This is a genomic window from Streptacidiphilus sp. EB129 (assembly GCF_041262645.1).
Classification (GTDB): Bacteria; Actinomycetota; Actinomycetes; order Streptomycetales; family Streptomycetaceae; genus Streptacidiphilus.
The window spans coordinates 70,782-83,761 of sequence record NZ_JBGCCS010000019.1 but is presented as its reverse complement, the minus strand read 5'-3'; the positions used below and the strand labels follow the sequence as shown (position 1 = coordinate 83,761).

Below are 12,980 nucleotides of genomic sequence, written 5' to 3'. Positions count from 1 at the left end.
GTGACCTCCGACCCCGACACGGCGCCTGCCGTGCCGGGGTCGGCCCGTTGAGGCTCCGCGCTACGGGCGGCGCAGCCGGCGCCAGGGGGTGAGCACGAAGACGGCCGCACCCACGAGTACGACGGTGCCGCCGACCAGGCCGATGGCGGTGACGTCGGAGTTGTCGCTGCCGGTCTCGGCGAGGTTGCCACCGGTGCTGCCGGTACCGCCCGTGCTGGTGGTGCCGCCCGAACCTCCACCCACGCCACCGGACTTGGCGGTGACATTGAGCGTGAGCGAGGCGGCCGGGTGGTTGGTGGCGGTGCAGGTCGTCTTCGTGCTCAGCGCGTTGATCGTCAGCACGCCCGGCGTCAGTTGCACCTGGCCGGTGTGGGCCGGGGTGTAACTGCCGGTCATGTCACTGGGCTTGATCGGGGTGCTCGCCGGGATGACGGCCGCGTTGGCCGAACCGGTCAGGGTCAGCGTGGCGTTGTCCACGCCGGTGAGCAGGACGGTGGTGCTGGGCGTCATCGCACCGGCCGGAAGGTCGACCGGGGAGGAGGAGGCACCGGTGGCGAAGGACTCGGTCAGCGCGTAGACGCCGTTGGTCTCCTTGGCGCTGATGGTGATCGAGGGCGTGCTGGTCTTCTGGCCGATCGGGGTGGCACAGGTGTAGTCGAGGGTGACCGGCGTGCCGGGGAAGTCCCCGCTTCCACCGGGGGTACCTCCGGTGGTGGCTCCGCCGGTGGTGGCTCCGCCGGTGCTGGTCGTGCCGCCGGCGGTGCCGCCCGTCGTCGTGCCGCCGGTGGTGGTTGTGCCGCCAGTGGTCCCGCCGGTCGTGGTGCCGCCGGTGGTCCCGCCGGTCGTGGTGCCGCCGGTGGTGGTTGTCCCGCCCGTGGTCCCGCCGGTCGTGGTACCGCCCGTGGTGGTTGTGCCGCCGGTGGTTCCGCCCGTGGTGGTGGTCCCGCCGGTGGTGGTCGTACCGCCGGTGGTGGTGGTCCCGCCAGAGCTGCTGCCCGTGGTGCCGCCGGAGCCCCCGGAGCTGCTTCCGGTCACGGCGGTGACGTCGAGGGTCAGGGAGGCACCTGGATGGTTGGTGGCCGTGCAGGTCGTGGTCGTGCCCAGCGCGTTGATCGTCAGCACGCCCGGGGTCAGCTGGATCTGGCCGGTCGCGGTCGGGCTGTAACTGCCGGTCATGTCGCTGGGCTTGATCGGGGTGTTGGCCGGGATGACGGACGCGTTGGCCGGACCGGTCAGCTTCAGCGTGGTGGTGTCCACCCCGCTGAGCAGGACGGTGGTGCTGGGCGTCATCGCACCGGCCGGGAGGTCGACCGGCGAGGTGGAGGTGCCGCTGGCGAAGGACTCGGTCAGGGCGTAGACGCCGTTGGTCTCCTTGGCGCTGATGGTGACGGAGGGCGTGCTGGTCTTCTGGCCGATCGGGGTGGCACAGGTGTAGTCAAGGGTGACCGGGGTGCCCGGGAAGTCACCGTTCCCGCCGGTGGCGGCCGCGTAGCCGTTGCCCGCCGCCACTGCCTCCTGTGTTCCAAAGGCCAGGGTCGCGCCGGCGACCGCCAGCAGGGCCGCCCAGGCCAGCCTTTTCCTGTACACGTGTCAGGTTCCTTTTCTGGAGGTGGATTGCGAACCAGGGGTGCGGACCTGGGAGAGCGAGGGGATGGTGCCCGCCGGGAACCACGGCAGCACGGGCTGGCCGGCCGGCCGTCCCGGCTGCGACGGCGGCTGTGCGGACCAGCGCTCGGGCGGGGTGGCCGGTGGGTGGTTCGGCATCGGCGGCATGACCAGGGTGTCCTGCGCGGCGAAGGACGGCCCCTGGCCCGGCGCCGTGGGCACCGGCAGCGGGTCCCCGGCCCGGCGCCGGCCCAGCTCGGCGCGCTTGCGGTCGCGGCGCGCCCGGTACCGCTCGTCGCGGCGGGTGGCCAGGTCGGGGCGGAGCCGGTCGAGGATCGCCATCCCGATCCGGAACAGCCCGACCGGGATCACCACCCACAGCAGCAGCCAGAACAGGGTCACCCCCCAGGAGCGCGGCAGCGACACCGGCGAGAACGTCAGTTCCCGGTTGCCGTAGTCCAGTTGCAGCTTGTAGTCGCCGTGTGCCCCGGACCCGAAGTCGACCGGGACGTCGATCTCCTGCTTCGCGCCGGGCGCGATCACGCCGTTCCACTGGAAGTCCTGCCAGGTCGGCGCGTACACCGAGGAGGAGGTGCCGAGCCGGAACACCGGGTCGCTGACCGGGATGTTGCCCATGTTGGCGATGATCACCTTGAGCGTGCGGTGGGCCGGCGCGCCGAACCAGTTCATCAGGCCGCTGTCGCCGCTGACGTCCTGGTTCAGCGCCTGGAGCTCGGCGGCGGTGCTGGCGGCCGGGATCGGGACGACCGGCACGCCCGGCAGGATGATCGGCGTGTCCACGGTGAGGGTGGTCCCGAGCACCGTGGTGGCGTGGATGACGCACGGGCAGGGCTTGGGCGGGGCGACCACCTCCAGCGGGACGCTGAAGCTGCCGTCGGGCCGGGTGGTGGTGGCGTGCCCGGTGGCGTTGGCGCAGGAGTCGGTGCCGCTCAGCGCGTCCTGCCCGCAGAGCAGCAGGATGATCAGGGCGTTGCCGGGCCAGCCGCTGCCGGTGACCGTGGTCGTCGTCCCGAGCGTGGCGGGAGCGGTGGCCGCCTGGACGGTCGGGCTGGCGGCCCCGCTCGCGGAGGCGGCGGTGGGCAGCAGTACCAGGCCCGCCAGCAGCACCAGCCCCTGCAGCAGGACCGGGGGCAGCAGCGCCGACAGCGCGGCGAGGCGGCGGCGGAGCGGACGCGTCATACCCCCGCCTCCACCGGCTCGTGCTCGCGGGCCCGTCCGCGCCGGCTCCAGCTGCGGGGGTGTCGGCTCCAGCTCCAGGGCCCCCGGTGCGGGTGCCGCCGTTTGCGCCGGATCCACAGCAGCACCAGCGCCGCGCCCAGGGCCAGCAGGACCAGCCCGACCGGCAGCCAGGGGACGGCGGTGAAGCCCGCGCTCGCGGTCGCGGTCACGTCCAGGCCGACGCCGGTGGCGGTGAGGGTCAGCGTGACGTGGTCGAACTGCGGCGCGTTCGGCCAGGGCGCGGAGAGCTGCACCTGCTGGCCGGGCAGCAGGTCGATGCCGGCGTCACGGGCGGAGGTGCTGAGGACGGTTCCGCCGAGCCAGCCGGTGGCCTTCAGCGCGATCTTGGGATGGACGGTGACGTTGCCCCGGTTGACCAGGGTGTAGCGCACGGTGGCGGTGGATCCGCCCAGGCCGGGGATCAGCGGCGCGCTGCGGTCGATGTGGACGTTCTCCACGCTCAGCGCGGGCACGGTGGGACCGGAGACCCGCAGGTAGATCCGGGCTCCGACGGCCCGGTGCACCCCGACCGCGACATTGCCGCTGCTGGTGGTGGAGTCGGCGGTGGTGTCCAGGGCGACGATCGCGCCGGGGTGGTCCCCGGGGAGCGCGCCGGACGGGATGGACAGCGTGAAGGGGATGTCGGCGCGGGTGCGCGCCGGCACGGTGATGGTGCTCCGGGCGAGGTGGACCCAGGCGCCGACGCCGGTCTGCGCCTGGTCGGCGGAGCGCAGCGCGAAGCCGCCGTCGCGCGGGGTGTTGTAGGCGTCCGCCCCGTAGAGCTTGAAAGTGATCGGCTGGGTCGAGAGGTTGACGACGGAGACCTTGTCGCTGACCGTGGCGCCCTGCCCGGCCTCCAGGTAGTAGTACTGGCGGTCCGGGGTGGCGGGAGTGGCGGTGGTGCTCTCCGGGGTCGGGAAGACCGCCCAGGTGCCGTTGTCGGCGGCGGGGGCCGGGCCTGCGGCCAGGGTGACGGCGCAGAGGGCCAGCAGCAGCGCCGAGAGCAGGGCCGGCAGCAGCCGCAGCGGGCGCGGGGATCGCCGGGATCCCAGCGGCGGTCGGGGAAACATCGGCGGCCCTCCAGCGGACGGGTGCGGTGTCGTTGGTGGTGCGGGTGGTGCGGATGGTGCGGTGGAGCTGCACCGCCGGGGCGGATGCGGCCGGGTGCGGACGGCGGTGGTGGCCGCCGCCCGCACCCGGTCAGTGCGGACTCACGCCAGGGTCAGCGTGAGCGTGGAGCTGTAGGAGCCGGGCGCGGTGAACGCCGGGACGGTGAGCGAGAGGTTCGCGCCGGCGGCGAACTGACCACCGGTCAGCGTCGCGGCGGGAGCGCTCGCCAGGGTCGCGCCGGCGGTGCCGACGGCGCCCGCCGAACCGGCCGCGCAGGTGCTGGGGCTGCCTGCGGTGGTGGTGCAGGACGGCGTCCAGCTCAGGCCGGCGGCCGGGAGGGAACTCCCGCCCGGGCCGGTGAAGTTGGTGTTGCTCGCGGTCAGCGACCAGCCGCTCGACCCGCCTCGGAAGTCCTTGACGGTGATGGCGTTGAGCGCGCCGGTGGAGCTGCCGCCGGTACCGAAGTCGACCGGGGTCATGGTGACCGTGGATCCGGCCTGGGTCATGCTCAGCGTGCCGCCCTTGACCGAGCTGTTCAGGGTCTGGCTGGACCCGCCCGGCGGGACGACGGCGGTGACGCTGTAGGCGACCGGCGGCGACGCGGTCGCGGGGGTGTACGTGGCCCCCTCGAACGCGATGATGCCGGTGGTGGCCGCCGCGTTGACGGTCAGCGTGGCGGTGAGGTTGCCACTGGCGTCGGCGGTGGCCTGGGTGACGTCGGAGGTGGCGGTGGTGCCGCTGAAGCCGGCGACGGTCACTGTGGCACCGGCGGTGAAGCCGCTGCCGCTGATCGCGACCTTGGTGCCGGCCGGACCGGAGCTCGGACTGTCGGTGATGACCCGGTTGTTGGGCACCGTCGCCGGGCTGGCGGTGATGGTGTTGGACACGCCTGCGGGCGGGGTGTCGATGGTGCAGGGCGTGTCGAGGCTGATGATGTAGTTGGAGTTGATGTTGTAGTTGCCCGGGCTCAGGGTGATCGCACCCGGGTTGCTGACCACGAAGGAACCGGTCATCTGGAACGCCGGGAACGGCGCGTTGCCGGGGACCGGCGGGTTGGTGCGGGTGCCGGACACGGTGACCGTGCCGGTCTGCGCCCCGCCGAGGCTGACCACGCCGGTGGGCAGGATCACGTTCGCCGGCAGGGCGGTGGAGGTCGGGTTGCCGGAGGCCGGCTGGGTCACGTCGTAGGTGACGTTGACCGTGTCACCGACCTTGGGGGTCGCGTTGTCCACCGTGATCTCGGAGATCGTGGTGCCGTGGATCGCCGGGACCACGCCGGGGGTACAGGTGGTGGCGTAGGAGACGGAGGTCCCCGGAGTCGCTGCCTGCGCCTCGCCCGTGAGGGCGATCGGCGCCGCCACGAGCAGCGGGACGACCGCAGCCCAGAGGGCGGCGCGGCGTCGGCCGTGCGGGATGCTTCTGCGCTGTGGTGCTGTGGACTGGAACACGGTCCTGGTGCCCCTTTCGGTGGACGGACGGCAGAGCGCCACGCACGTCGCGTGACTGCCGTAACGGTCACCGGCCCCGATCTCCCGGCATGCCCCCACCAGGACTACTGTGTGATCGGCGCTTCGGTGCCGTGCGGGCCGGCCGCCCTGACTTCCTTGCCGTGGACGGGGCGGTCGGCCTGTGGTGCCCATAATTGACGACCCGTCAGATTTAGAAGTCAAGGCACACGACCGTGGCATCGGCTCCGTGCGGCCCCGGCCCGACGCCGGCCCCGCGCGGCCCGGCCCGTCCGTCAGACCCGGAGCCGCCGGCTGCGTCTGGTCAGCAGCAGCGCCCCGCCGACCCCGCCGAGCAGCACCGTCCCGCCGAACAGCCCGAACGCCACGGCGTCGTCGGCCGGACCGGTCTGCGGCAGCGTGCCGCCCGACCCGGCCGAGCCGGAGGAGTTGGAGGACCCCGAAGAGCCCGAGGAGCCGGACGACCCGGAGGAGCCGCCGGCCGCCGTCACGGTCAGGGTCAGTCCGACGCCGACCGACCCGCTCGCGGTGCAGGTGGTGGTGGTGCCCAGGGCGGAGATGGTCAGCGTGCCCGGGGTGAGCGTGACCGTCCCGCTGTGGCCCGGCGTGTAGGTCCCGGTCAGGCTGCCGATCTTGATCGGGGTGTTGGCCGGGATGGTCGCGGCGTTGCCGGGACCCGACACCTTGACCGTGCCCTGGTCGCTGCCACCCAGGACGAGCACCGCGCTCGGCTTCATCACCCCGGCCGCCAGGTCGACCGGGCTGGAGGAGACGCCGTTGGTGAAGGTCATGGTGACGGCATAGCCCGACCCGCTGGGGGTCGCGGTCACCTCGACGTTCGACACCGCGTCCTTGGGCCCGATGGGCGTCGCACAGTGGTAGTCCACCGGAACATCGGTCACCGCCCCGGCCACCCCGGCTCCCCCGAACACCGCGCCGCCGGTGACGGCCAGCACGGCAGCCGCCCCTCCCGCGAACCTGCTGACTCGCATTCTGGTCCCGCCCTTCGCCTCCGCCACACTTGTGCTGACGACCCGTCAGATCGTGGCCGACGGTACGCCCCTTGCGCACCGGAGGGAACCACCATGCACGGACCTTCTCAGTGGACGGTGGCAGCGACAGCGCGGCCGCCGTACCGGGACAGCAGAGCGCGGCGGGGCCGAAGCCCCGCCGCGCTCACCCATGACCCGGCCGTCAGACCTCGCGTACTCCGGCCCGCCAGACCGCCGTGACCAGCGGAACGCCCGGACGGTAGGCGAGGTGGACATGGGAGGGGGCGTCCAGCAGCACGAGGTCGGCGCGCGCTCCGGCCTTCACCACCCCCACATCGGTGCGCCGCAGCGCGGCCGCGCCACCGGCGGTGGCCGACCAGACCGCCTCGTCCGGGGTCATCCCCATCTCCCGCACCGCGACCGCGATGCAGAACGGCACGGACGTGGTGAAGCTGGACCCGGGGTTGCAGTCCGTGGACAGCGCCACGGTCGCGCCCGCGTCCAGCAGCCGGCGCGCGTCGGGGTACTGGGCGCGGGTGGAGAACTCCGCGCCGGGCAGCAGCGTGGCCACCGTGCCGGAGGAGCCGAGCGCGGCCACGTCGGCCTCGCTGAGGTGGGTGCAGTGGTCGGCCGAGGCCGCCCCCAGCTCCACCGCGAGCTGGACCCCGGGGCCCTCACCGAGCTGGTTGGCGTGCACCCGGGGGACCAGCCCGCGGGCGACGCCGGCGGTGAGCACCGCGCGGGCCTGGTCGCCGTCGAAGGCGCCGCGCTCGCAGAACACGTCCACCCAGCGGGCGTGCGGGGCGCAGGCGTCCAGCATCGGCCCGGTGACCAGGTCGACGTATCCGGCCGGGTCGTCGGCGTAGTCCGGGGAAACCACATGGGCGCCGAGGAAGGTGACCTCGTCGGTGTGCCGGCCGGCGATGCGCAGCGCGCGGGCCTCGTCCTCGACGGTGAGGCCGTAGCCGGACTTGCACTCCAGCACGGTGGTGCCCTGCCGCAGCGCCTCGCCGACCAGGCGGGCCACGTTGGCGTCCAGCGCCTCGTCGCTGGCCGCGCGGGTGGCCGCGACCGTGGTCCTGATACCGCCGGCGGTGTAGGCCTGGCCGGACATCCGGGCGTTGAACTCGGCCGTGCGGTCGCCCGCGAAGACCAGGTGCGCGTGCGAGTCCACGAAGCCGGGGATCACCGCCCGGCCGCCCGCGTCGACCACCGTGTCAGTACCCGAGGGCGCGGACGCGGCCGGACCGACCCAGGCGATCCGCTCCCCCTCGACCACCACGGCGGCGTCCGCCAGCAGCCCGAGCGGGCCCAGCCCCAGCTCGGGGTCGTTGGTGACCAGGCTGTGGATGCCGGTGATCAGCGTGCTCATACTGGGACCTCTCACGTCTTGGGGTCGTCACGTCTTTGGGTCGTCACTGCGTCAGATGGTCACTGCGTCAGGTGGTGACCGCGGCGATCGACGCGCGCAGCGCCGCGCCGACGTCCGGGACGGTCTGGTGGACGCCGTCGCGGACCACCGTGCGGCCGCCGACCACGACGTCGCGGACGTCGGACGCCCCGGCCGCGAACACCGCCGTCTCCGCGCCGAGGCGCGGGTTCGCGCCGGCCGTGCGCGGGGTGTCCAGGGCGATGGTGCAGAAGTCGGCGAGCGCCCCGCGCTCGATCCGGCCCGCCTCGGACCAGCCGAGCGACGCGTGGCCGTCCTCGGTTGCGGCGCGCAGCAGCGCCGCCGCGGTCCAGTGGCCGCGCTGGTGGCTGGCCAGCCGCTCGTTCAGCTCCATCGCCCGCGCCTCTTCGAACGGGTCGATCACGGCGTGGCTGTCGCTGCCGAGTGACAGCCGGCTGCCGGCCGTGGCCAGCCGGCGGGCCGGGCCGATGCCGTCGGCCAGGTCCCGCTCGGTGGTCGGGCACATGCAGACCACGGTCGAGGTCGAGCTCAGCAGCTTGATGTCGGTGTCGGTCAGGTGCGTGGCGTGCACCGCCGAGGTGCGCGGGCCCAGCGCGCCGTGCTGGTGCAGCAGCTGGGTGGGCGTCAGCCCGTGTGCGGCCAGACAGGCGTCGTTCTCGGCGGTCTGCTCCGAGAGGTGCACGTGCAGCGGGGCCTTGCGCTCGGAGGCCCACCCGGCCACGGTGCCGATCTGGTCGGCCGGGACGGCCCGGACCGAGTGCACCGCCGCGCCGATCCTGGCGTGCTCCCGGGGCCGGAGCGCGCTCACCCGGTCCGCCCAGGCGGTCGCGTCGCCGTCACTGAAGCGCTGCTGGTGGCGGTTGGGGGCCTCGCCGAAGCCGGCCGAGAGGTAGCAGGTGTCCAGCAGGGTGATCCGGATGCCGGCCCGGGCGGCGGCCTCGATCAGCGCCTCGCCCATCGCGTTGGGGTCGTCGTAGCGGGCGCCGCCGGGGGCGTGGTGCAGGTAGTGGAACTCGCCCACCGCGGTGATCCCGGCCAGCGCCATCTCCGCGTAGACGGCGGTGGCCAGCGCCAGGTAGCTGTCCGGGTCCAGCGCGTCGGCGGTCCGGTACATGGTATCGCGCCAGGTCCAGAACGTCCCGGAGCCGACCTGCACGGTGCCGCGCAGGGCGCGGTGGAAGGCGTGCGAGTGGGCGTTCGCCATGCCGGGCAGGGTGAGTCCGGCGAGGACCGTCGCACCGGCCGGGGCCGGGCCGCTGTCGGGGGTGACCGCGGTGATCCGGCCCTCGGTGGCGGTACCTTCGGCCCCGACAGTGATCAGAACATCGGACTCCACGACCGGGTCGATCCAGGCGTAGGGAGCCCAGAACTGAGTCACTGACATGTGAGGTCCTCCAGAACGTCGGCGAGTGCGGCGGCCCCGGCCAGGCAGTCGGTCTCGTCCGCGTGCTCGCTGGGCGAGTGGGAGACGCCGGTCGGGTTGCGGACGAAGAGCATCGCCGTCGGGATGACGGCGGACAGGATGCCCGCGTCATGGCCGGCGCCGGTCGGCAGCACCGGGGTTCCCGGGCCGAGACGGGCGGCGAGCCGGTCCCGCAGCGGTGCGTCGAAGTCGACAACGGGAGTGTAGGACTCGCGTACCACCTCGGCGCGGACGCCGTCCCGCTCGGCCCGCTCGCGCGCCGCGACGGCGATCTCCTCGACCAGCGCGGTCAGCGTCGCCTCGTCGGCGGCCCGCGAGTCCAGCCAGCCGCGCACCAGCGAGGCGATGGCGTTGGTGCCGTTGGGCTCCACCATGACCTTGCCGAAGGTGGCCAGCGCGCCGTGCAGCCTGGCCTTCTTCCGGGCCGCCAGCACGGTGTTGGCGTAGCTGAGCATCGGGTCCCGGCGGTCCTCCAGGCGGGTGGTGCCCGCGTGGTTGGCCTCGCCGTGGAAGTCGAAGCGCCAGCGCCCGTGCGGCCAGATCGCCGAGGCGACGCCGACCGCGTGCGGAGTGTCCGACAGGAACCTGCCCTGCTCGACGTGCAGCTCGACGTAGGCGGCGACCCGGGACAGCCGCTCGCTGTCCTTGCCGATGGCGGCGGGGTCCTGGCCCGCGGCCTCCATGGCGTCCGGCAGCCGGACCCCGGCGGCGTCGCGCAGGTCGTACGCCTGATCCCGGGTCAGCACGCCGGCGCTGAGCCGGGAGCCGACGCAGGCGACGCCGAAGCGCGCGCCCTCCTCGTCCACGAAGTTGGTGATCGCCAGCGGACGGGTCGGGACGACCCCGCGCTCGCGCAGCGCGTCCAGCGCCGCGAAGGCGGAGACCACGCCCAGCGGGCCGTCGTAGGCGCCGCCGTCCGGGACCGAGTCCAGGTGGGAGCCGGTGACCACGGCCCCCTCCCCCTCGGGGTCGCCGTACCAGGCCCACTGGTTGCCGTTGCGGTCCAGCTCGTAGGTGAGGCCGCGGGCGGCGGCCTGCTCCGCGAACCAGGCGCGGCACTCCGCGTCCGCCGCCGTCCAGGCATGCCGCCGGTAGCCGCCGGACGCGTCGAAGCGTCCGACGGGGAGCAGCTCGGACCACATCCGGCGGTAGCCGTCGGTCGCGCTGCCGAGCCGCTCTTCCCAGTCAGTCACGGTGACTACTCGCCCTCACGCATCGGGATGCGGACGCCGCGCTCGTCGGCGACGTCCACGGCGATGTCGTAGCCGGCGTCCACGTGCCGGATGACGCCCATGCCGGGGTCGTTGGTGAGCACCCGGCGGATCTTCTCGCCGGCGAGCTTGGTGCCGTCCGCGACCGTGACCTGGCCGGCGTGGATGCTGCGGCCGATGCCGACGCCGCCGCCGTGGTGGATCGAGACCCAGGACGCGCCGGAGGCGACGTTGACCATGGCGTTGAGCAGCGGCCAGTCGGCGATGGCGTCCGAGCCGTCCAGCATCGCCTCGGTCTCCCGGTAGGGGGAGGCGACGGAGCCGCAGTCCAGGTGGTCGCGGCCGATGACCAGCGGCGCGGAGACGGTGCCGTCGGCGACCATCTCGTTGAAGCGCTCGCCGGCCTTGTCGCGCTCGCCGTAGCCGAGCCAGCAGATCCGGGCGGGCAGGCCCTGGAAGTGGACCCGCTCGCCGGCCATCTTCATCCAGCGGGCCAGGGACTCGTTCTCGGGGAACAGGTCGAGGACGGCCTTGTCGGTGGCGGCGATGTCCTTGGGGTCACCGGAGAGCGCGGCCCAGCGGAACGGGCCCTTGCCCTCGCAGAACAGCGGCCGGATGTAGGCGGGCACGAAGCCGGGGAAGTCGAAGGCCCTGGTGTAGCCGGCGAGCTGGGCCTCGCCGCGGATCGAGTTGCCGTAGTCGAAGACCTCGGCGCCCTTGTCCTGGAAGCCGACCATCGCCTCGACGTGCTTGGCCATGGCCTCGCGGGCGCGGGTGGTGAACTCGGCGGGCTTCTCGGCGGCGTAGCTCGCCATGTCGTGGCAGTCCACGCCGATGGGGAGGTAGGCCAGCGGGTCGTGCGCGCTGGTCTGGTCGGTGACGATGTCGATCGGCGCGTCCATCGCGAGCATTTGCGGGACCAGCTCGGCGGCGTTGCCGAGCAGGCCGATGCTCAGCGGCCTGCGCTGGTCGCGGGCCTCGACGGCGAGTTCGAGGGCGTGCTTGAGGTTCTTCGCCTCGACGTCCAGGTACTTGTGCTCGATCCGGCGGGTGATCCGGGACTGGTCGCAGTCGATGCAGATGGCGACGCCGTCGTTCATGGTGACGGCCAGCGGCTGGGCGCCGCCCATGCCGCCGAGGCCGGCGGTGAGGGTGATGGTCCCGGCGAGCGTTCCGTTGAACTTCTTGGCGGCGACGGCGGCGAAGGTCTCGTAGGTGCCCTGGAGGATGCCCTGGGTGCCGATGTAGATCCACGAACCGGCGGTCATCTGCCCGTACATGGTGAGGCCGAGGTGCTCCAGGCGGCGGAACTCCTCCCAGTTGGCCCAGTCGCCGACCAGGTTGGAGTTGGCCAGCAGCACGCGCGGGGCCCACTCGTGGGTCTGCATCACGCCGACCGGACGGCCGGACTGGACCAGCATGGTCTCGTCCTGCTTGAGCGTCTGCAGGGTGCGCACCATGGCGTCGAAGGAGCGCCAGTCGCGGGCCGCCTTGCCGGTGCCGCCGTAGACGACGAGCTTGTCGGGGTGCTCGGCGACCTCGGGGTCGAGGTTGTTCATGAGCATCCGCAGGGCGGCTTCCTGCTGCCAGCCCTGCGTGGTCAGCGCGCTGCCACGGGCCGCTCGTACGGTTCGCGGACCGCTCTGGTGCTGGGTCATGGCTCTCCCGGCCTCTCGATGGATACATCCATTCAGGATTGTCGTCTCTGAAGATAGCCAATCATTCAGCGCGGCACCAGGGGCATCATGCCCCTTATGTCCCTTTGATATCCGTTTAGGCCGGATAGCGGTGCGGGGCCCTGCTTGATCAACTGATCAGACAGGGCCCCGCGGGTGTGCTCGTACCGCTCTTGTTCGTACCGCTCTTGTCGTACTGCTGTAGGGGTCAGGCGCGGGCCGCGCCACGGACGACCGGGCGGACCTGGCCCGCGGCGGGGCCGGTGGAGGCGAAGGCGCCGATGCGGCTGCGTCGGGCCAGCAGCCGGCCGTCGTCGGTACGGGCCCAGAAGAGCGTCTCGGTCCTGCGCTCCCGCCGGGCGAGCAGGGCGACCGCCAGCAGCATCCCGGCGCCGTAGCCCAGCACCGCCAGCCCGGCCGCCGGACCGCCGAGCAGGCCGAGGGCGCAGACCGCGCCCGATCCGACCAGCAGCCACAGCGCGTTGTCGCGGGCCAGCCGGTGCCGGGTCGCCTGCGGCGGCTCCAGCGTGATCGCGAACGCGGCCTTCTCGGCCGACCGCGCCTTCGCGGCGTACCAGCGGCGGCGCTGCAGCAGCCCGGCCAGGGCGGCCAGGACGAAGAGTCCCGCCCCCAGCAGCAGGCCGTGCGTCCGCCCGGTCAGGCTGGGGACGAGCAGTCCCGCCAGCACGCCGACCGTACCGATCCACAGCAGTGTGCGCGCCACCGCGCCACGGATGACCACCACCCGGGCCAGGGCATAGGTACCCCTCATGGCTACCCTCCCAACGAAGCCGAAAGACTTGGCGGGACCATAACGCCTGTGCGTGAGGAACGGCTGAAAAACGGT

The 12,980-nt window shown here is 73.1% G+C and carries 10 protein-coding genes; all 10 read right to left on the bottom strand.

The features are described 5' to 3' along the window. Positions 1 to 60: 60 nt before the first annotated feature. The 10 genes from ABH925_RS22980 to ABH925_RS22935 all read right to left on the bottom strand — a co-directional run bounded on the left by ABH925_RS22980 (position 61) and on the right by ABH925_RS22935 (position 12,905). Positions 61 to 1,587 carry a hypothetical protein gene (locus tag ABH925_RS22980; RefSeq protein WP_370150685.1) on the bottom strand — a complete coding sequence of 509 codons (1,527 nt, stop codon included), beginning with the start codon at positions 1,585 to 1,587 and terminating at the stop codon, positions 61 to 63. A 3-nt stretch (positions 1,588 to 1,590) separates the two neighbouring features. Next, entirely contained in the window at positions 1,591 to 2,805 is a 1,215-nt protein-coding gene (locus ABH925_RS22975) for a hypothetical protein (RefSeq protein ID WP_370150684.1), read from the bottom strand. Beyond that, positions 2,802 to 3,914 (bottom strand): WxL protein peptidoglycan domain-containing protein, encoded by a 1,113-nt coding sequence (locus tag ABH925_RS22970; protein WP_370150682.1) that lies wholly within the window; start codon positions 3,912 to 3,914, stop codon positions 2,802 to 2,804. The genes ABH925_RS22975 and ABH925_RS22970 overlap by 4 nt, the downstream gene beginning before the upstream one ends. A gap of 141 nt (positions 3,915 to 4,055) precedes the next feature. Beyond that, complete coding sequence (locus tag ABH925_RS22965; protein ID WP_370150681.1) at positions 4,056 to 5,402, bottom strand: WxL domain-containing protein; 1,347 nt, start codon at positions 5,400 to 5,402, stop codon at positions 4,056 to 4,058. 293 nt (positions 5,403 to 5,695) lie between these two features. After that, entirely contained in the window at positions 5,696 to 6,412 is a 717-nt protein-coding gene (locus ABH925_RS22960; protein WP_370150680.1) for an LPXTG cell wall anchor domain-containing protein, read from the bottom strand. A 202-nt stretch (positions 6,413 to 6,614) separates the two neighbouring features. Then, the gene (gene hutI, locus ABH925_RS22955) at positions 6,615 to 7,784 is read right to left on the bottom strand and encodes an imidazolonepropionase (RefSeq protein WP_370150679.1); all 1,170 of its coding nucleotides are present in this window, start codon (positions 7,782 to 7,784) and stop codon (positions 6,615 to 6,617) included. Between the two features lie 67 nt (positions 7,785 to 7,851). Next, positions 7,852 to 9,207 (bottom strand): formimidoylglutamate deiminase, encoded by a 1,356-nt coding sequence (locus ABH925_RS22950; protein WP_370150678.1) that lies wholly within the window; start codon positions 9,205 to 9,207, stop codon positions 7,852 to 7,854. After that, the gene (locus ABH925_RS22945; RefSeq protein ID WP_370150751.1) at positions 9,198 to 10,388 is read right to left on the bottom strand and encodes an allantoate amidohydrolase; all 1,191 of its coding nucleotides are present in this window, start codon (positions 10,386 to 10,388) and stop codon (positions 9,198 to 9,200) included. Before ABH925_RS22945 ends, ABH925_RS22950 begins: the two co-directional genes overlap by 10 nt. Before the next feature lie 56 nt (positions 10,389 to 10,444). Beyond that, entirely contained in the window at positions 10,445 to 12,115 is a 1,671-nt protein-coding gene (gene hutU / locus ABH925_RS22940; RefSeq protein WP_370150677.1) for a urocanate hydratase, read from the bottom strand. A 226-nt stretch (positions 12,116 to 12,341) separates the two neighbouring features. Further along, entirely contained in the window at positions 12,342 to 12,905 is a 564-nt protein-coding gene (locus ABH925_RS22935) for a hypothetical protein (RefSeq protein WP_370150676.1), read from the bottom strand. Positions 12,906 to 12,980 lie beyond the last annotated feature (75 nt).